Annotated in this window: 21 protein-coding genes and 1 pseudogene; 11 read left to right on the forward strand and 11 right to left on the reverse strand. The window is 69.3% G+C overall.

Annotated features, from left to right (window positions below):
* Nucleotides 1–120: 120 nt before the first annotated feature.
* Genes QR77_RS22985 through rpmB form a run of 3 tightly spaced genes read right to left on the reverse strand, consistent with a single transcriptional unit; the run spans nt 121 to nt 1,199 of the window.
* On the reverse strand, nt 121–618 hold the full coding sequence (locus QR77_RS22985; protein ID WP_040024011.1) for a hypothetical protein: 498 nt from the start codon (nt 616–618) through the stop codon (nt 121–123).
* Between the two features lie 39 nt (nt 619–657).
* Entirely contained in the window at nt 658–963 is a 306-nt protein-coding gene (rpsN, locus tag QR77_RS22990; RefSeq protein WP_040024012.1) for a 30S ribosomal protein S14, read from the reverse strand.
* Nucleotides 963–1,199: a 50S ribosomal protein L28 gene (gene rpmB / locus QR77_RS22995; RefSeq protein WP_040028502.1), complete on the reverse strand. Its 237-nt coding sequence runs from the start codon at nt 1,197–1,199 to the stop codon at nt 963–965. The genes rpsN and rpmB overlap by 1 nt, the downstream gene beginning before the upstream one ends.
* 121 nt (nt 1,200–1,320) lie before the next feature.
* Here rpmB and QR77_RS23000 point away from each other — a divergent pair, with 121 nt between their 5' ends.
* The 3 genes from QR77_RS23000 to QR77_RS23010 all read left to right on the forward strand — a co-directional run bounded on the left by QR77_RS23000 (nt 1,321) and on the right by QR77_RS23010 (nt 3,747).
* Nucleotides 1,321–1,578: a type B 50S ribosomal protein L31 gene (locus QR77_RS23000; RefSeq protein WP_040024013.1), complete on the forward strand. Its 258-nt coding sequence runs from the start codon at nt 1,321–1,323 to the stop codon at nt 1,576–1,578.
* Nucleotides 1,579–1,700: 122 nt separating this feature from the next.
* Nucleotides 1,701–2,771, forward strand: a complete 1,071-nt coding sequence (locus tag QR77_RS23005) for a GTP-binding protein (protein WP_236711145.1) — start codon at nt 1,701–1,703, stop codon at nt 2,769–2,771.
* A 226-nt stretch (nt 2,772–2,997) separates the two neighbouring features.
* The gene (locus tag QR77_RS23010) at nt 2,998–3,747 is read left to right on the forward strand and encodes an SDR family oxidoreductase (RefSeq protein WP_040024014.1); all 750 of its coding nucleotides are present in this window, start codon (nt 2,998–3,000) and stop codon (nt 3,745–3,747) included.
* A gap of 9 nt (nt 3,748–3,756) precedes the next feature.
* On the opposite strand, the gene QR77_RS23015 is transcribed toward QR77_RS23010, so the two are convergent.
* Together QR77_RS23015 and QR77_RS23020 are read right to left on the reverse strand one after the other, a co-directional pair.
* Nucleotides 3,757–4,146, reverse strand: a complete 390-nt coding sequence (locus QR77_RS23015; protein ID WP_040024015.1) for a GntR family transcriptional regulator — start codon at nt 4,144–4,146, stop codon at nt 3,757–3,759.
* Entirely contained in the window at nt 4,143–4,901 is a 759-nt protein-coding gene (locus QR77_RS23020) for a hypothetical protein (RefSeq protein WP_236710780.1), read from the reverse strand. Before QR77_RS23020 ends, QR77_RS23015 begins: the two co-directional genes overlap by 4 nt.
* Before the next feature lie 361 nt (nt 4,902–5,262).
* On the opposite strand from QR77_RS23020, the gene QR77_RS23025 reads away from it, so the two are divergent.
* The gene (locus QR77_RS23025) at nt 5,263–5,505 is read left to right on the forward strand and encodes a DUF397 domain-containing protein (protein WP_040024016.1); all 243 of its coding nucleotides are present in this window, start codon (nt 5,263–5,265) and stop codon (nt 5,503–5,505) included.
* A gap of 99 nt (nt 5,506–5,604) precedes the next feature.
* Here QR77_RS23025 and QR77_RS23030 read toward each other — a convergent pair whose 3' ends face one another.
* On the reverse strand, nt 5,605–6,099 hold the full coding sequence (locus QR77_RS23030) for an ATP-binding protein (RefSeq protein WP_040024017.1): 495 nt from the start codon (nt 6,097–6,099) through the stop codon (nt 5,605–5,607).
* A 334-nt stretch (nt 6,100–6,433) separates the two neighbouring features.
* Between QR77_RS23030 and QR77_RS23035 the strand changes: the two genes are divergently transcribed.
* The 3 genes from QR77_RS23035 to QR77_RS23045 all read left to right on the forward strand — a co-directional run bounded on the left by QR77_RS23035 (nt 6,434) and on the right by QR77_RS23045 (nt 9,547).
* Nucleotides 6,434–7,303 carry a helix-turn-helix transcriptional regulator gene (locus QR77_RS23035; protein ID WP_040024018.1) on the forward strand — a complete coding sequence of 290 codons (870 nt, stop codon included), beginning with the start codon at nt 6,434–6,436 and terminating at the stop codon, nt 7,301–7,303.
* A 55-nt stretch (nt 7,304–7,358) separates the two neighbouring features.
* A complete protein-coding gene (locus QR77_RS23040) occupies nt 7,359–8,825 on the forward strand; it encodes an aldehyde dehydrogenase family protein (RefSeq protein WP_040024019.1) in 1,467 nt (488 codons plus the stop codon).
* Nucleotides 8,826–8,914: 89 nt separating this feature from the next.
* Nucleotides 8,915–9,547 carry a PadR family transcriptional regulator gene (locus QR77_RS23045; RefSeq protein ID WP_040024020.1) on the forward strand — a complete coding sequence of 211 codons (633 nt, stop codon included), beginning with the start codon at nt 8,915–8,917 and terminating at the stop codon, nt 9,545–9,547.
* A gap of 41 nt (nt 9,548–9,588) precedes the next feature.
* Here the strand turns inward: QR77_RS23045 and QR77_RS23050 are convergent, their stop codons facing one another.
* The 3 genes from QR77_RS23050 to QR77_RS23060 all read right to left on the reverse strand — a co-directional run bounded on the left by QR77_RS23050 (nt 9,589) and on the right by QR77_RS23060 (nt 11,824).
* Nucleotides 9,589–9,807, reverse strand: a complete 219-nt coding sequence (locus QR77_RS23050) for a DUF397 domain-containing protein (protein ID WP_040024021.1) — start codon at nt 9,805–9,807, stop codon at nt 9,589–9,591.
* A 25-nt stretch (nt 9,808–9,832) separates the two neighbouring features.
* Nucleotides 9,833–10,015, reverse strand: a complete 183-nt coding sequence (locus QR77_RS23055) for a DUF397 domain-containing protein (RefSeq protein ID WP_040024022.1) — start codon at nt 10,013–10,015, stop codon at nt 9,833–9,835.
* A 366-nt stretch (nt 10,016–10,381) separates the two neighbouring features.
* The gene (locus QR77_RS23060) at nt 10,382–11,824 is read right to left on the reverse strand and encodes a glutamate decarboxylase (RefSeq protein WP_040024023.1); all 1,443 of its coding nucleotides are present in this window, start codon (nt 11,822–11,824) and stop codon (nt 10,382–10,384) included.
* Between the two features lie 172 nt (nt 11,825–11,996).
* On the opposite strand from QR77_RS23060, the gene QR77_RS23065 reads away from it, so the two are divergent.
* The 3 genes from QR77_RS23065 to QR77_RS23075 all read left to right on the forward strand — a co-directional run bounded on the left by QR77_RS23065 (nt 11,997) and on the right by QR77_RS23075 (nt 15,271).
* Complete coding sequence (locus QR77_RS23065; protein ID WP_040024024.1) at nt 11,997–13,439, forward strand: DUF11 domain-containing protein; 1,443 nt, start codon at nt 11,997–11,999, stop codon at nt 13,437–13,439.
* A gap of 191 nt (nt 13,440–13,630) precedes the next feature.
* Nucleotides 13,631–14,392 (forward strand): MerR family transcriptional regulator, encoded by a 762-nt coding sequence (locus QR77_RS23070; protein ID WP_040024025.1) that lies wholly within the window; start codon nt 13,631–13,633, stop codon nt 14,390–14,392.
* A 135-nt stretch (nt 14,393–14,527) separates the two neighbouring features.
* Entirely contained in the window at nt 14,528–15,271 is a 744-nt protein-coding gene (locus QR77_RS23075; protein WP_040024027.1) for a VTT domain-containing protein, read from the forward strand.
* Between the two features lie 28 nt (nt 15,272–15,299).
* Here QR77_RS23075 and QR77_RS23080 read toward each other — a convergent pair whose 3' ends face one another.
* Nucleotides 15,300–16,982, reverse strand: a complete 1,683-nt coding sequence (locus QR77_RS23080; RefSeq protein WP_040024028.1) for a threonine/serine exporter family protein — start codon at nt 16,980–16,982, stop codon at nt 15,300–15,302.
* A 204-nt stretch (nt 16,983–17,186) separates the two neighbouring features.
* Nucleotides 17,187–17,681, reverse strand: a complete 495-nt coding sequence (locus tag QR77_RS23085; RefSeq protein WP_040024029.1) for an inorganic diphosphatase — start codon at nt 17,679–17,681, stop codon at nt 17,187–17,189.
* 184 nt (nt 17,682–17,865) lie between these two features.
* Between QR77_RS23085 and QR77_RS48985 the strand changes: the two are divergent.
* Nucleotides 17,866–18,048, forward strand: a pseudogene (locus QR77_RS48985) (D-alanyl-D-alanine carboxypeptidase); the annotation flags it as partial.

The following is an 18,048-nucleotide window of genomic DNA, read 5'->3' on the forward strand; positions in this document are numbered from 1 at the left end:
CGACCGGGCGCATGTGCCGGGGGCCGCGCCGCCCGAGGACCGCAGGGGCCGGATCCGCCCGGGTGGCTCGCGGGGCTGACGCGCGGGGTGGGGCCCGCGCAGGTCAGGGTCCCGCGCAGGTCAGGGCTTCGGGAGGGCCGAAGGCGCGTCCGCGGTGTCCGCCTTCATCAGGGTGTCCTTCCGCGACCCCCAGGAGAGCACCAGCTTCTTGCCGTCGTTCGACTGGATCGTGCCCATCGTCCGGTCGGTGTTGCCGTCGGTGCAGGTGAGCGCCAGCATCGGCTGTCCCATGTCCTGCAAGGAGCCCGAGCAGACATGCTGGTCGGCGACCAGCGCCGCCTTGCCCTCCTTGACCAGGAGCGTCACGCTTTTGCCGTCCGTCAGCCCGGCCCAGGCGCCTTCCAGGCCCTTGGCCGCCCGGGTCAGATCGGCGCTCGGGGCGGGCGGACCGGCGGAAGCCGCACTCGGGGTGGCGGCGGCGCTGTCGCCCTGCGCTGCCTTGTCCGCCTTGTTCGCGCTACTGCCGCTGTCACCGCTGCCGCCGCATCCGGTGAGGAGGAGCGCGGCGGCGAGTCCGGCCACCGCCGCGCCTGTTCCTGCGAACTTGTGCACGTTCATGTCCCCTTTTGGTCGGCTCCCGGACAAGACCGGGTCAAGCTACCAGGACGACTTGCGCACTCCCGGGAGAAATCCCGCGTGGGCCTGCTCGCGCATTCTGACCCGGGACAGTCCGAATTTCCTCAGGTGTCCGCGCGGCCTGCCGTCCACGCTGTCCCTGTTCCGTACCCGGGTGGCACTCGCGTTACGCGGCTGACGCCGCAACTCACGCAGCGCCAGGCTCCGTTCGTCCTCCGGGGTGCCGGGCCTCCGGACGATCTCCTTCAGCTCCGCCCGGCGCGCCGCGTACCGCTCGACCACTTCCTTGCGCTGCTCATTACGGACCACCTTGCTCTTCTTGGCCATCAGACCTTCACCCCGCGCGCCCGGATCCTCGCGACGGCGGCCTCGATGCCGATGGTGTCGATCCTTCTGATCGCCTTGGTACTGAGGGTGAGCCGGACGTACCTGCCCTCGCTCGGCAGCCAGTAGCGCTTGCGCTGGACGTTGGGGTCGAAGCGGCGTGAGGTGCGCCGGTGCGAGTGGGAGATCTGGTTGCCGAAGCCGGGCTTGGAGCCGGTCAGTTGGCAGTGGGCGGACAAGGTCACACACCCCTCTCTTTGGTAATGGAAACCATTTCCATATACTAACCCCACGGCTCGCGCCGCAGTACGCCCGACCGTCAAGGTCCGGCGCAGAGCAGCACCAACAGAGAGGACCGCCATGAAGCCCGGCATCCATCCCACCTACCGGCCCGTCGTCTTCCGCGACAAGGCGGCCGGCTTCGCCTTCCTCACCCGCTCCACCGTCGACAGTCAGAAGACGGTGGAGTGGGAGGACGGCGGTACGTACCCCGTCATCGACGTCGAGACCTCGTCGGCGAGCCATCCCTTCTACACGGGTACGGCGCGTGTCCTCGACACCGCCGGCCGCGTGGAGCGTTTCGAACGCCGCTACGGCGGTAAGCCCGGGGCCCGTTGATGGACGGAACCCAGCGACCCCACGGCCCTCACCGTCCCGACGGCCGCCACGCCCCCGACGGCCGGCTCCCGGTCGCCCTCGTCGGCGGACTCCACAGCGACGCGCGCCGAGAAGCCGTACGGATGCTGCTCGCCACCGTGCCCGGCAGTGTCGCGCTCCACCACGACCTGTCGACGGCCGCGCGCGGCACCGTCCTGCGTACCGTCAGGGACGTCGACGACGTGCTCTCCACCGGAGAGGCGCCGCTCGTCAACGACTGCGCCTGCTGCGCGCTGCGCGAGGACCTCGTACCCGAGCTGGAACGGCTCGCCGACGACGGCCTCACCCGGCTCGCGATCGTCGAGCTGTGGGACTCGGTCGAGCCCAAGGCGATGGCCGAGGTCATCGCAGCGCACGGCCGGCGGCTGGTCGTCAGCTCCGTCCTGACGGCGATCGACCCCGCGCTGCTGCTGCCGTACCTCGGCAACGGCGACGACCTCGCCGACGCCGGCCTCGCCGCGGCCGCCGCCGACCGGCGCACCATCGCCGACACCTGGGCGCGCCAGCTCGAATACGCGCCGGTACTCGCGATCGCCGACAGCCCGCTCGCCGACGACGAAGATCGCGCGCTGCTCGCCCAACTGCACCCCACCGCACGACAGGTGGCGATAGCCGGCGGCGAACTCGCCGAAGCGGCCCTGGCCGGATTCGACGTCGAAGCGGCGGCGGCCCGCCAGCACCCGGCCTGCGCGCTGCTGCCGCAGGACGCCGACGAGTGCGGGGTCGGTACGTACGTCTGGCACCGCCACCGGCCCTTCCACCCCGAGCGGCTCCACCAGGCGCTGGAGGACCTGTGCTGCGCCGCCGCCCGCAGCCGGGGCCGCTTCTGGCTCGCCGACCGGCCCGACACCCTGCTGGCCTGGGACGCGGCCGGCGGCGCGCTCTGCGTGGAGAGCGCGGGCCCCTGGCTCGCCGCGCTACCCGATGCCGCCTGGGAGAGCGTCCCGCCGGTACGCCGCGCCGCCGCGGCCATCGACTGGCACCCCGAACACGGCGACTGCTGCCAGCACCTGGTCTTCACCTCGCCCGGTCTCGACCGGGAGGAGATCGGCCGGCTCCTCGAATCGTGCCTGCTCACCGATTCCGAATACACCGCGGGCCGCGAGGCGTGGAAGCTCCTGCCGCGCGCGTTCGACTACCTCCTGGAGGTCTGACCTCGCCGTTCATGGGCCGAGTCCTGGTCACCGGCGAGGCGTACGGCCGCCCGGCCCGCCGGCGCGGATGGACCATGCGCCGGGGCGAAGGACGGCCTGCCGTGTGAGGGTGAGGACATCGGGCCGGCCTGTGCGTCGACGAGGGCGTCGGGGTGTCGACGAGGGCGTCGGGGCGCGTCCGAGTGTTCTCCTTTCTGCACGGTGAGGTCTGAACGGTGAGGAACCCATGGCCGAGAAGAATCTGCGGGGCAAGGTCGCGCTCGTGACCGGCGGCAGCCGGGGCCTGGGGGCCGCCTCGGCACGCCGTCTGGCCGCGGCCGGAGCGGATGTCGCGATCGCCTACGAGAAGTCGGGCGACAAGGCCGACGCTGTCGTGCGCGACGTGGAGCACCTCGGCGTTCGTGCGGTGGCCGTGCGGGCCGACCAGGGGCGGCGGGAAGACGTGGTGCGGCTGGTCGCGGAGGTCGCTCAGCGATTCGGCCGTATCGACATCCTGGTCAACAGCGCCGCCATCTTCGTCGGCGGCCCGCTGGGATCCCTCACGCCGGAGGAGACCGAACGGCTGTGGGCGGTGAATGTCCACGGAGTGGTGACCACCACGTCCGAGGCGGTGGCCCACATGCCTGACGGCGGTCGCGTCATCACGATGGGCACCATCACCGCGCAGCGCGCCTGGACAGCCGGTTTCGGAGACTACAGCGCGACCAAGGCGGCCCTGAGCATCTACGGTCGCTCCTGGGCACACGAGCTGGCCCCGCGCGAGATCACCGTGAACACGGTCGTGTCCGCCTTCGCCGAAACGGATATGGGGATTCCGCGGGACACCGATCTGGGGCGGGCGGCTCTCGCCTCCCTCCCGTTCCACCGCTACGGGAGGCCCGAGGAAGTGGCGGCTGCCGTCGCCTTCCTCGCCGGCCCGGACGCCTCCTACATCACGGGTACGGACATCAACGTCAACGGCGGATGGAACGCCTGAGTACCGGCTTCACAGTGCGTCCCGCGTCGCGAGTGCGTGGCGGATCGCGGCGAGAGCTTCTTCGTGGGTGGCGTTGAGCTGCTTGGCGGCAGCCGCGTAACTGCGCGCGTGTTCCGCGAGCTTGGCCTTGACGTCGGTGGTGGCCGTCGGGGCGATCACCTGGGTGCCGGATCCTCGGCGGCTCTTGACGAGGCCCGCGGTCTCCAGTTCGCGATACGCGCGCACGACAGTGTTGTTGGCCAGCCCGAGGTCGGAGGCGAACTGGCGCACGGACGGCAGCCTGTCCCCCTGCGACAGCCGGCCCACGGAGATCAGATCGGCGAGCTGTGAGCGGAGCTGTTCGTACGCGGGGACGGGGGAGGCCTGGTTGAGACTGATGCTGATGCCGTTAGTTGTCATGGCCGGGCCTTGAGGTAGACCTGCGGCAGCAACAGGACGTTGAGACAGTGACACGCCGTCATCGCCGAGACGACAGCCGTGACGGCCAACCCGCACAAGGCCACGTTCCTCCATCCGTCCGCACAGGACAAGCTCAGCACCACGGCACCCATCGTCACGGAGACAGCGAACAGAGGGGTGCTCACCAGCACCCCGAATGCGCCGACCGCCGACCGGACGGTCATACGACGGTGGTCGTCGCTCCAGGACCACGCGGTGACGCGGCGCAGAAGCAGCGCACAGGCGACCATACCGAGAGCGAGGCCGCCGAGGATCGGCCCGGCGTAGTACGGGCCTGGCCAGGGCGAGAGTAACCGCGTACCGGCCGGGCACGTGGCGGACACCGCACGTCCTGAACGACCGGCCGCATCCGGCACCGCCAACATGGCGGCCGTGATCAGGAGTCCCAGCAGGACAACAGCCTGCGTGGCCAGCACAGCGGCGAGGGACCGGGGCAGGTAGTCCCGAATCCGGCGGGGCGTGATCGCCGCTGTCCGTAGCCCACCGGGACTCGGCCGCGCGATCACGTCCGCGGCGAACACGCCGGCCATGGCGCACAGGCCGAACACGCCGACTCCGTACAGCAGATCGACATCGGACTCCGGGCTGAACGGTACGAGCGCGCTGACTCCGATCCCGGTTGCCGCACCGGCCCATCGCACGGGGATGTCGAGCCCGACCCGCCACGTACGTTCCATTTCCTCGGCAGCACACATGCGGGCTTCCTCCCACGAGGTGTATCAACTTCTTCATACAGTTACCTGGGAGTCCGAAGTGTGTCAAGCGATTGAGACAGTTGGCCGCGGCGTCCGTGCCCGGCCCGAGCCCCCGTGCGGGCCCCCGCCCGGGTCCCGCCTCCCCTGTCATGTGGACTGGACCATTTTTGGCAAAAGTGGAGCCAAAACGATTCGGTATGCGTCTCTATCCGGGGTACAAGCCCACGCCGGAGCCTCGTGAGAGCCTCTGTAACCACGGGAACACCGCGCGTGCACGTGCATCTGCTCATGCAGTGGCACGAGAAACATGGCTATGATCCGAGTAGTTGACACCTGCACCTTGCATCTCGGGGAGCTACCTGTGCACCACGTTTACAACGGCATGGCGGCGACAGAGCTTCACGGAGCCGTCTGGCAGAAGAGCCGGCACAGCAACTCCCAGGGATCGTGTGTGGAGTTCGCCAAGCTGCCGGGGGGAGAGGTGGCGGTACGTAACTCACGCCACCCCGACGGGCCCGCGCTCGTCTACACGACGGCTGAGATTGAGGCCATGCTCCTCGGTATCAAGGACGGGGAGTTCGACCATCTGACAGCCGTGGTCTGATCGAACAAGCGCCGTACATATACGTATCCGGCCGCCCGCTTCCGAGCGGACGGCCGGTACGCGTTTCGCCGCAGTCGGTACGACCGCTCCTGGACGGTCTCAACCGCTCTGCAGCAGGAACAGTGCCCAGACGACCTTGCCGTGCAGCGACCCGGCGAGCGGATGCCACCCCCAGGTGTCGCTGTACGACTCCACCAGGAAGAGCCCGCGCCCCGATTCGGCCGCGCAGTCCTCGTCCGGCTCGCGCGCCTCGGGGCTCGCGTGGCTGGGGTCGCGTACGGCGCACACCAGTCGCGAGGCCCAGCGCATCAGATGCAGCCGTACGGGCGGGTCCTGGCGCTCCCTGGGCGTATCGGCGGGCAGCGCGTGGCGCAGGGCGTTGGTGACGAGTTCGGACACGACCAGTGCCACATCGTCGAAGCGGTCGTCGAGATCCCACCTGGTCAGCGTGGTCCGGGTGAACTGCCGGGCGGCGCGCACCGCTTCGTAGCGTGCGGGCAGAGCACAAGACGCCGAGCTGGAGGCAGCCGACTGGTCTATCGGTGGAAGCCCCTGCCGTAACGGCTCGAGCATGGTCGATCCATTCATCCCCATGCGAGGCACTCCCGGGATTCGCGGCCGTAGCGATACTGCGGTGGTTCAGCGTCACAACACGTCACATCACGAACGAGCACGCAGGTGCGCGAGCACCATGGTTCCGAATGCGCAGGGCAGATGCAAGGGCAGATGCACGTGCACGTGCCTGAATTGGACCTTCACGTGCCGGTTGCCGCACATTTTTCCCCCGCACTACTTTCTACGACTTCTCAAAGCCTTCTTATTTCCGTAATCGAATGAGTACGCGCTGAAGCGTTTTGATGGCAGAATCCGGCAGTCGGGGTTCGGGGCGGCCGCCCGGCAAACCACAGTGATGGGGAGGGTTGAAGACGTGACCGCAACCGAATCGGGCGGTTCCGTGGTGCGGCGCATCCTGCTGGGCTCACAGCTACGGCGGCTGCGGGAGTCGCGTGGGATCACCCGCGAAGCTGCCGGTTACTCGATCCGAGCATCCGAGTCCAAGATCAGTCGCATGGAGTTGGGACGGGTGAGCTTCAAGTCCAGGGACGTCGAGGATCTGCTGACGCTCTACGGCGTCGCGGAGGAAGGGGAGCGCGAAGCTCTCCTCGGACTCGCACGCGAGGCCAATGTCGCCGGCTGGTGGCACAGTTACAGCGACGTACTGCCGGGCTGGTTCCCCACGTACATCGGGCTCGAAGGCGCTGCCTCGCTGATCCGTATCTACGAGGTCCAGTTCGTGCACGGCCTGCTCCAGACCGAGGCGTACGCGCACGCCGTCGTCACCCGCGGGATGGGCGATCCGTCCAAGCACTGCGCCGAGGTCGAGCGCCGGGTCGCGCTGCGGCTCGAACGCCAGAAGGTCCTGGTGTCGGAGAGAGCGCCGCGCTTCCACGCCGTGCTCGACGAGGCCGCGCTGCGGCGTCCGTACGGAGACGCGTCCGTGATGCGCGGGCAGTTGAAGCATCTCCTCGACGTCTCCGAGCAGCCGAATGTCACGCTCCAGGTGATGCCCTTCGACTTCGGCGGCCACTCCGGTGAGACCGGGGCGTTCGCCATGCTGAGCTTCCCGGAGTCGGACCTCTCCGACGTCGTCTACATGGAGCAGCTCACCAGCGCGCTGTACGTGGACAAGCGGGAGGAGGTCGCCCAGTACGGCCGGGTGATGGAGCGCCTCCACGAGGAGAGTTCGGACCCGGAGGCGAGTCGCGACCTTCTCCACAGACTGCTCCAACTCGTCTGAATCATCAGTACGATGACGTCACATCAGGAGCTTGTACCTGACAGTAAGGGATCGCATGTCCTACTTCACCGAGCTGGGCCATCAGTACATCGACGGCGAGTGGCGGACCGGTAGCGGCTCGTGGGACATCATCGACTTCAACCCCTTCAACGGGGAGAAGCTCGCCGCGATCACCGTCGCCACCACTGTCGAGGTCGATGACGCCTATCGCGCGGCGGAGCGGGCACAGCCCGGCTGGGCGGCCACCAACCCGTACAGGCGCAGGCTGGTCTTCGAGCGCGCTGTCGCGCTGATCGAGGAGCGCAGGGAAGAGATCATCGACGCGCTCACCGAGGAGCTCGGTGGTACGCGCCCCAAGGCCCTGATGGAAATCGACTCGGCGCAGGAGCAGTTGCGCCAGGCGAGCCTGCTCGCGGTGCTTCCCGACGGACAGGTGGTGCCCTCTCCCTCGGAGGGCAAGGAGAGCCGCGTCTACCGGCAGCCTGTCGGCGTCGTCACCGTCATCAACCCGTACAACTACCCGCTGGCGATGTCGATCATGTCGGCCGCGCCCGCGCTGGCCCTCGGCAACGCCGTGGTGATCAAGCCCAACCAGCACTCGCCCGTCATGGGCGGCGGTTTCGTGGCCAAGCTCTTCGAAGACGCGGGGCTGCCGGCGGGCCTGCTCAACGTCATCGTCACGGACATCGCCGAGATCGGCGACGCGCTGCTCGAACACCCCGTCCCGAAGGTCATCTCGTTCGCCGGCACCGACCGGGTCGGCCGGCATGTCGCCACGGTCGCGGCCGGCCACTTCAAGCGGACGGTCCTCCAACTCAGCGGCAACAGCGCGTTCCTCGTCCTCGACGACCTGGACGACGCGGGCCTCGACCACGCCGTGGACGCGGCGGTCGCCAGCCGGTTCGTCTTCCAGGGGCAGGTCTGTATGGCCGCCAACCGCATCCTGGTCGACCGCAAGCTGGAGAAGGAGTTCACCGAGCGGTTCGTGGCGAAGGTGGCCGCGCTGAAGACCGGGGACCCGCGCGAGCCCGACACCCGTATCGGCCCGCTCATCAACAGCTTCCAGGCGGACGCGATGACCGCCGTGGTCGACCAGGCGCTCGCGGAGGGCGCGACAGCGCTCCTGCGCGGTCGCACGCGCGGCAACCTCGTCGAGCCGACCGTACTGGCCGGCCTCCCGGAGGACTCCCCGCTGATGCGGCAGGAGATCTTCGGCCCGGTGGCGCTGCTGATGTCGTTCGACGGCGACGACGACGGCGTACGGATCGCCAACAACACCCCGTACGGGCTGAGCGGGGCCGTGCACACGGCCGACGTGGAGCGGGGCGTACGGATCGCCAAGCGCATCGTCACCGGCATGGTCCACGTCAACGACTCCACCGTGCAGCAGGACCCGCTGGCGGACTTCGGCGGCGAGAAGAACTCCGGCCTGGGCCGGCTCAACGGCGACGGGGCCATCGAGGCCTTCACGACCCGGAAGTGGATATCCGTGCAGTCGGGCGTCGCGAAGTTCCCGCTCTGAGGGACGTCGCGCGTGCGCGCGTGCCGGGCGCCGCGTGCCGGGCGCCGCGTGCCGGGCGGGATGTGCCCGACAGGGCCTAGCCTGGGGGGATGTCAGCGATCCGTTTGCTCGTGCTCAGCGCGGTGCGTCAGCACGGACGGGCCCACGGCTATCAGGTCCGCAACGACCTTGAGTACTGGGGCGCGCACGAGTGGTCCAACGCCAAGCCCGGCTCGATCTATCACGCGCTGAAGCAGATGGCGAAGCAGGGCGTCCTGCTGGCGCACGAGGTCGCGCCGAGCACGGCGGGCGGGCCGCCGCGTACCGAGTACGAGATGACGGACGCCGGCCGCGACGAGTACTTCAGGCTGCTGCGCCAGGCGCTGACGTCGTACGACCAGAACACCGACGTCCTGTCGGCGGGCATCGGCGCGATAGTCGACCTGCCGCGTGCCGAGGTGGTCGAACTGCTCAAGGAGCGGGTACGGGGCATCGAGGCCTGGCGCGGTTCGGTCACCGACCACTACGTGCCCGAGCAGGGTTCCGAAGTCCTGGGCCATATCGGCGAGATCATGAACCTGTGGGTGCACACGGCGGACGCCGGTGCGCGCTGGACGCGAGGACTGATCGCCCGGATCGAGGCGGGGGCGTACACCTTCGCGGGCGAAGGGCCCCCGTTCGTGGGCGTGTTGGCGCCGGGCGAGGAGAACCCGTACGCGACGCGTGAGCCCCGCCGGGGCTGAGACGGCGGTCAGGGGAGGGGGCGCGGCGTACGGGTGCGGGCTCAGAGGGGGCGCCGGGCGCCGTTCCTGACCTGGGTGACGAAGGCGGTCCACGCCGGAGCGGTGAAGAGGGCGGCGGGGGCGTGGGGGCGCTTGCTGTCGCGGACCGGGACCACGTTGCGCAGGCCGTCGGCGACTTCGAGGCAGTCGCCGCCCTGCGAGTTGCTGTAGCTGGATTTGCGCCAGGCCGCCGTGCTCAGGTCGGGTCGGGGGACGCGCATGGTGTGTTGGCCTCCCAAGAGATGATCAGGCTGTGTGGTTGACCTTGACCTGGGTGATGAAGGACGTCCAGGTCGCGTTGGCGAAGATGAGGGCCGGGGCATGGGGGCGTTTACTGTCGCGGACCGGGACAACGCCCGGGACGCGGTCCGCTACCTCCAGGCAGTTGCCTCCCTGGGAGTTGCTGTAGGTGGACTTGCGCCAGGCCATTGCGCTTAGCTCGGGTCGGGAGATGCGCATGGTGTGCTGGCCTCCAAGAAAGTCAGGATCAGGGCCACGGAGTCCCGTGGCGAGAGAGACGAGTCCCGCAACAGATCGTAAGCAAGCCTGAGCTGTTCGACATCGGCTGGATCCTCGACAAGGTCGCCTGAGTAGGCGCCCTCCGTGTAAGCGGTTGAAGTGCCATCGGGAAGCCGGAGGATGGTGAGCGTTGTTGGGCGGCATCGGTTCAAGTCCCCCTGCGGTTCCTGAGTGTGGGGCGACGCGTCGCCCGCGTTGAGCGTAGCCGGATATCCGTCACTTTATGGAGGGATTCGCGGACACTGCGTGACTGGCCGGATGGGGCGTGCTACGCCCTCAGTGGTGGAAAGCCGTCGCCCTCGACTTCTCGCGACCCAACGGGTGCTGCTGGTTGTGGAGTTCGGGCATCAGGCGTTTCAGGTCGGCGATCAGGAGTTCGCCGAGGTCGGCCGAGAACCCGTTGCGGCAGACGACGCGCAGGACCGACAGGTCCTCGCGGTTGGCGGGGAAGGTGTAGGCCGGGACCAGCCAGCCGTACTCGCGCAGGCGGCGGGATACGTCGAAGACGTCGAAGTTGTGCACGTCCGGCGCTGTGGTGAAGGCGAAGACCGGCAACTCGTCGCCCCGGGTGATGAGCCGGAACTCGTCCATCTGCTCGACCAGCAGGGCGAGTTTGGTCGCGATGTCGCGCGCCGCCTGGTGCACGGCGCGGTAGCCGTCCCTGCCGAGCCGGAGCAGCGTGTAGTACTGCGCGACGACCTGGGCGCCGGGGCGGGAGAAGTTCAGCGCGAAGGTGGGCATCTCGCCGCCCAGGTAGTTCACGCGGAAGATCAGCTCCTCCGGCAGTTCGTCCGGCGAGCGCCAGAGGGCCCAGCCGATGCCCGGGTAGACCAGGCCGTACTTGTGCCCGGAGGCGTTGATGGACGAGACGCGCGGCAGCCGGAAGTCCCAGACGAGATCCTCGTCGAGGAAGGGCGCGATCATGCCCCCCGAGGCGCCGTCGACATGGACGGGTACGTCGATGCCCTTGCGGTCCCGCAGGTCGTCCAGGGCGGCGCACAGCTCGGCCACGGGCTCGTAGGAGCCGTCGAACGTGGAGCCCAGGATGGCGACGACCCCGATGGTGTTCTCGTCGCAGAGGGCGGCGGCGGCCTCCGGATCGAGGTGGAAGCGGTCGCCCTCCATGGGCACCTGCCGCATCTCGACCTCCCAGAACGCGCAGAACTTCTCCCAGCACACCTGCACGTTGATGCCCATGACGAGGTTCGGCTTCGCGGTGGCCGGGTAGCGGTCGGCGTTCCGCAGGGCCCAGCGGCGCTTGAGCGCCATCCCGGCGAGCATGCAGGCCTCGCTGGACCCGGTGGTCGAGCAGCCGATGGTGGTGGCGGGATCGGGGGCGTTCCAGAGGTCGGCGAGCATCACCACACAGCGCCGCTCCAGCTCGGCGGTGCGGGGGTACTCGTCCTTGTCGATGATGTTCTTGTCCTGGCACTCCGCCATCAGCACACTCGCCTGCGGCTCCATCCAGGTGGTGACGAACGTGGCGAGGTTGAGCCGGGAGTTGCCGTCGAGCATCAGCTCGTCGTGGACGAGCTGGTACGCGGTGGCGGGCGGCATGGGTCCGTCCGGGATTTGGCGCGTGGGCGGGGCCGAGGTCATTCCGCTGACGGGGTCGGCCGCACCGTAGAAGGGGTTGAGCGACAGCCTGCGCACCTCGGCCCGCTGCTCGGCGGTCCGGTGAGCCCCGGGGGCGTCGTCCTTACCTCGGTGAAGCGGCATCAGCGGGTCTCCTCGCGACGGGTCCGGCCCCCTTCGCGAGGATACGAAGGAACCCGGGGCGTCGCCCGGCGGGCGCGGTCCGATGGTCCTTCCGCACAACCATTCGGGCCGTCCGTCCGTCGCACAAGGTGTCTGGAATGCACACTCCGGCGAATGGATGGGTAAACAATAAATGTCACCACGTAACTGGCGCCGGTGGGCCGCCACCCCCACCGCGACCCTGACCGCCTGCGCGGTCACCCTCCTCGGCGTGGCGCTCGTCGGAACTCCCGCCCAGGCGGCCCCCGCAAGCGGCACCGCCGCACAGGACGGGCCCTCCCTGAACTTCACCGTCGCCAGAGACCAGGTCGGGCTGCCACAGCCCGCCGACCCGGGCGACGCGCCGCAGATCAGTTGGGGCCTGGAGGGCGACGCCGACGGCGGCACCGCCAAGGACGTGGTCGTCAAGATCGACGTCTCCGGCATCTCCTCCTTCGCCGACGTCAGCGGCGCCGACTGCGTGGCCGATGTGTGCTCCTGGCGGTCCCAGGACATCGCCCCTGACGGCTTCGCCGGCGGACTCCTCGAAATGAACGCCAAGGCGAGCGCGCCGCTCGGTACGACGGGTACGGCGAAGCTCTACGCCACGTCCTCCAACGCGACCGTCACCGAGGTGCCCGTCAAGGTCAGCGTCGGCACCGTGGGGCTGGTCGTGAACCAGTTCTCAACCGTCGACGCCGCCACGCCCGGTACGACCCTGGACGCGCCGCTGACGATCGGGAACACCGGATCGCTGACGGCTCAGGGCGTGGAACTGCGGCTCGCCTCCACACAGGGCCTCGGCTTCGCGCAGCGGTTCTCCAACTGTTCGTACGGCACGACCGACGATGTCTCCCAGGCCGAGGGCCGGACGCTGGCCGACGCGGTGTGCCACATCGCGACCCCGGTCGAGCCGGGCAAGACGTACCGGCTGTCCACGCCGGTGGGCATCACCGTGAAGAAGACGGCGCTCTTCGACTTCGTCGACTACCAGACGACGCCCGCCGCCACCTCGGTCCCGGCGGACGCGGCGGACACGGCGGACACGGTGCCTGCGGTCAAGGGCAGCGGGCCGGTGCTCGCGCTCGTACAGGACGGCGGCACCGTGCCGGACCCCGGCGGCACCGATCACCGGCTGTGGCAGGTCGACTCGGCCAACAGCGCCGACATCGCGGTCGGCGGGGGTACGGTCACGGCCGCCCCGGGCGACCAGGTCACGCTGACGGCGAAGGTCCGTAACAACGGCCCCGCGACCTTCGACCTGCTCACCTCCGACGACCAGCTCGGCGTGGTGGTCGAGATCCCCGAGGGCACGACCGCTGTGACGGTCCCCGAACGCTGCCGTCCGTGGGACGGCGTCGGTTCGGGCGAACCCGCCCCCGGCGCCCCGCAGTACATGTGCGCGATCGGCTCGCCGTTCAGCGTGGGCCAGTCCCTGGCGCTGCCGTTCACGGTGACGGTCGACAAGGACGCGCCTGCCAGGACCAGCGGGAAGGTCTACCCCCTCTCCGTGAACGGGGTCGAGCTGGCGTACGACACGAACAAGGCGAACAGCACGGCGCGGCTCACGGTCAAGGTGAAGGGCGCCGTGGGCTAGCACCCCGGGCCCAGCACCCCAGGCCCAGCATCCCGGACCCTGTCCGGACCGCCGCCCGCGCGCTGCCGCGCCTTCTCGTTCTCCCCGCCCCTTCGGCCCGTGCTTTTCACTTGTCCTTTCGGCTTGCACCTCACGTCGCGTGAGGACTCAGGCTGAGACGCGTCAGGCACACACGAAGGGAGCGGGGAGCGATGAGCTACTCCGTAGGACAGGTCGGCGCTTTCGCGGGCGTCACGGTGCGTACCCTCCACCACTACGACGCGATCGGCCTGCTCTCACCGGGCGGGCGCAGCCACGCGGGCCACCGGCGGTACGACGACGCCGACCTCGACCGGTTGCAGCAGATCCTGTTCTACCGGGAGCTGGGCTTCCCGCTCGACGAGGTGGCGGTCCTGCTGGACGACCCGGACGCGGAGCCGCAGGAGCACCTGCGGCGTCAGCATCAGTTGCTGTCCGACCGGATCGAGCAACTCCAGCGCATGGCCGCCGCCGTCGAAGCGGCGATGGAGGCGCGGAAGATGGGCATCAATCTCACCCCCGAGGAGAAGTTCGAGGTCTTCGGGGAGCACGACCCGGAGCAGTACGCACAAGAGGTCGAGGAGCGCTGGGGCAACACCGAGGCGTACGCCCAGTCGCAGCAGAGGAGCGCCTCGTACACCAAGCAGGACTGGCTGAGGATCTCGGCCGAGGGTACGGACCTGAACAACCGGCTGATCGCGCTGATGGGGACGGGCGCCGCGCCGGAGGGCGAGGAGGCCATGGACCTCGCCGAGGAGCACCGCGAGCAGATCAGCCGTAACTTCTACGACTGCTCGCACGAGCTGCACGCGGCGCTCGGCAGGATGTACGTGGACGACGAGCGGTACGCCCGGAATCTGGACGCCCAAGCGCCCGGTCTCGCCGCATACTTGAGCCGGGCGGTCGTCGCGAACGCCGGGCGCCGCCAAGGCTGACGGCGGGGAACGCACGGGCCCGCCTCCCCCGGGGGCGGGTGGAACCAGGGGGACCCGGCAGTCGTTGATAGCTTAGGGCGGCCGATAACGCCGAATCGACGATCGACCGACTATCGACACAGGAGTCCGGAACCCGTGACCACCCTTGCGCTCGGCCCCAACTGGCTGGACCCGGACTATCTGATCGGGACCTTCGGTCTCATCGGAGTCCTGGTCGTCGTCTTCGCCGAGTCCGGACTCCTCATCGGGTTCTTCCTGCCCGGGGACTCACTGCTCTTCACCACCGGGCTGCTGGTGACCGCCGGCACGCTGGACAAGCCGCTGTGGCTCGTCTGCGTGCTGGTGGCGGTGGCCGCGGCCGTCGGTGACCAGGTCGGCTATCTCTTCGGGCGGAAGGTCGGGCCCTCGCTGTTCAAGCGACCCGACTCGAAGCTCTTCAAGCAGGAGAACGTCGAGAAGGCGCACGAGTTCTTCGAGAAGTACGGCCCGAAGTCCCTGGTGCTGGCGCGCTTCGTGCCGGTCGTCCGGACGTTCACCCCGATCATCGCCGGTGTGAGCCGGATGAACTATCGCTCGTTCATCACCTTCAACGTCATCGGCGGCACCCTGTGGGGCGTGGGAGTCACGCTGCTGGGCGCCGCGCTCGGCAAGATCGACTTCGTCAACGCGCACATCGAGCTGATCCTGGTCGCCATCGTGCTGGTCTCGGTCGTGCCGATCGCGATCGAGTACCTGCGGGCGCGCTCGAAGTCCAGGAAGGCGGGCGCGGGCGCGACGCCCGGCGGAGCCCCGGCTCCCGGCGCCGCCGCCCTCAGGACGGACGAGACGCCGGACGACAACCCGGGGCCCGGCGCCCGTGGCCGGCACGCCAAGCGCTGACGTCGGTCACCGGTTCCGAGTCCTGGCGTCAGAAGCCGCGTGTCCGCTTGGCCGCGCGGCGGCTCGACGCCTGGCCCGCTCCCGGGAGCTTGATGAACAGCCGGGAGATCTCGCCTCCCAGATTCACCCCGATCGCGATCGCCAGGGCCAGCGCCACCGCCTTGGAGAGCGAGGCGAGCCCCTTGTCCAGCTCGTTCTGGGCGATGCCGAGCAGCCCGAAGTACGTCGCCGAACCCGGCAGCAGCGGCCCGATCGCGGCCGTGACGTACGGCAGCGCCGAAGCGAACTGGTAGCGCGAGAAGAGCTGCCCGAACAGGCCGACCAGCCCGGCGGCGACCGCCGTGGAGGCCACCGGTGAGATATGCCCGATGTCGTGCATCGCCGCGAAGACGATCCAGGCCACGCCGCCGTTGAGGGACACCATCAGCACGGTGGAACGTTCCTGCTGAAGCAGGATCGCGAAGGCGAAGCTCAAGCCCACCGACACCACGATCTGGATCACCGGCCGTGGATGGGTGGTGACTGCGGTGTCGGGGTTCAGACCGGCGTGGAGCTGCACCCCCAGATACAGCACGATCAGCACCCCGATGACGATCGCGATGAAGAAGTACATGACTTCCAGCAGCCGTGCCGCCGCCGTGATGTAGTAGCCGGTCAGCCCGTCCTGTACGCCGGCCACCAGGGCCCGCCCCGGCAGCAGGGCGAACAGTCCACCGGTGATCACCGCCGACGGCTTGCTGCCCCAGTCCACCGCCGAGCTGAGCAGGATCAGCGAGACGCCCATCGCGGCCGGGGGCATCGCCGCTGCCACGAACTGGTAGAACTCCGGCAGCCCGCGCCCCGCGCACAGCCAGGCCAGCCGGTCGCCGAGCATGGCGCCGATCGCGGCGAACGCGAACACCACCAGATCACCGCCGACCAGCACGGAGGCCGACCCGGCGAGCAGTCCGCTCGCCGCTGTCAGCACCCAGCCGGGGTACGGGTGCCGGTTACGGCGGATCTCGGCGAGCCGCCGGTACGCCTCCTCCAGCGTGACGTCCGTACCGCCTGTGATGTCGTCGAGGAGGGTGTAGACGGCGGACAGCCGGGTGTAGTCGGTGCCCCGGCGCCGTACGGTCCTGCTGGCCGTCACCGGGTCCTCCACCAGCGACGGCTGGTGGGAGATCGACAGCAGGGTGAAGGTGACGGTCGGCTCGCAGCGGTCGAGCCCGTACGCGTGGCTCACCCCGAACATCGCCGCCTCGACGTCCTCGGCGCCCTCGCCCCCGGCGAGCAGCAGCTCGCCGATGCGCAGCGTCAGGTCCAGCACGCGCGGCACCGCCGGTCCCACGTCGTCGTGCCGCTGCACGGTCTCCGGTACGGGCCGGTCGCCGACCGGCATCCGCAGCAGCGTGCGCATCCGGTCCTGCCAGGGCGCCTCCTTGGTCAGCCGGACCATCGGGAAACCCTCGGCTGGGGTGAAGGCGGGAGGCGACGGATGACGGCCGGTGCCCGAGGCGGGGCCGGAGCCCGGCGCCTCGAAGGCCGATCGCTCCGGGCCCTCGGAGTCCTCCGGCGCCTCCGTACTGAGGCCCTCCGGGATCGCGAACTCCGACGTCGGGTGCTCGTCCTCAGGAAGGGGAGGCTGCTCCACGCCGAGGGGCGGGGTGAAGGCGCTGTGCGCCTCGTCCGACTGAGGTTTGCGGTCCTCAGGCCCGTCCTGCTCGGCCACCGCTCACCTCCCCGTCCCTTCGCCGACGATCTTCGTCACCGGTCACGTCTGCCCAGTATGTGCGTGAACATGGCTGGTCACACATGGATGGGCGGCCCGCCCCAGGGGGTGAGCCGCCCATCCATGTGGTTCCGCCGGAGCTACGCGCTCAGTGCGCGAGACCCTGCGTCACGAGGCCCCGCGTTCAGTGCGCGAGACCTGCGTTCAGTGCGCGCCACCCTGGGCTTCGAGGCGCTTGTACGACTTCTCGATCTCGGCCTCCGCCTCCGTACGGCCGACCCAGTCGGCGCCCTCGACGGACTTGCCGGGCTCCAGGTCCTTGTAGACCTCGAAGAAGTGCTGGATCTCCAGGCGGTCGAACTCCGAGACGTGGTGGATGTCGCGCAGGTGCTCGACCCGGGGGTCGGACGCCGGTACGCACAGCAGCTTGTCGTCGCCGCCGGCCTCGTCCGTCATCCGGAACATGCCGATCGCCCGGCACTTGATGAGACAGCCGGGGAACGTCGGCTCGTCCAGGATGACCAGCGCGTCCAGCGGGTCGCCGTCCTCGCCGAGGGTGTTCTCGACGAAGCCGTAGTCCGCCGGGTAGCTGGTCGAGGTGAAGAGACGACGGTCGAGTCGGATCCGACCGGTCTCGTGGTCCACCTCGTACTTGTTCCGCGAACCCTTAGGGATCTCGATGGTGACGTCGAACTCCACGGGTGGCTCCTCCATGATCAACACATGCGTGCGTACATCGGGTCAGGTGCTGCGTCTTCGCGGAGGTGGCCCCCCGTGACCCGGCCGGACAGGCCTGGCCGACCGGGGTGCCGTGCTCGTGGCAAGGCGCAGTGATTAAGTGTCCCCCACGCAGGTGTGTGATCGCGAAAGGGGCTGTTCAGCCGTGCTTGAGCCGAAAGTGTGGCAGGTCACGGCGGGGGCCGCCGCGGTCGGCCTGCTGCTCGCCGTCGGTGCCGTCGCCGCAGCGGGTCCCTGGGACTCGGGGCAGCGCAGGGCCGAGCGGCAGTGGGCGGCGGGACGGGACCGTACGGGCGGGGAGCGGCACGGTGCGAGCGGCGCCGGGGGC

Origin of the sequence: Streptomyces sp. 150FB (assembly GCF_000818195.1) — a bacterium.
GTDB lineage: Bacteria > Actinomycetota > Actinomycetes > Streptomycetales > Streptomycetaceae > Streptomyces.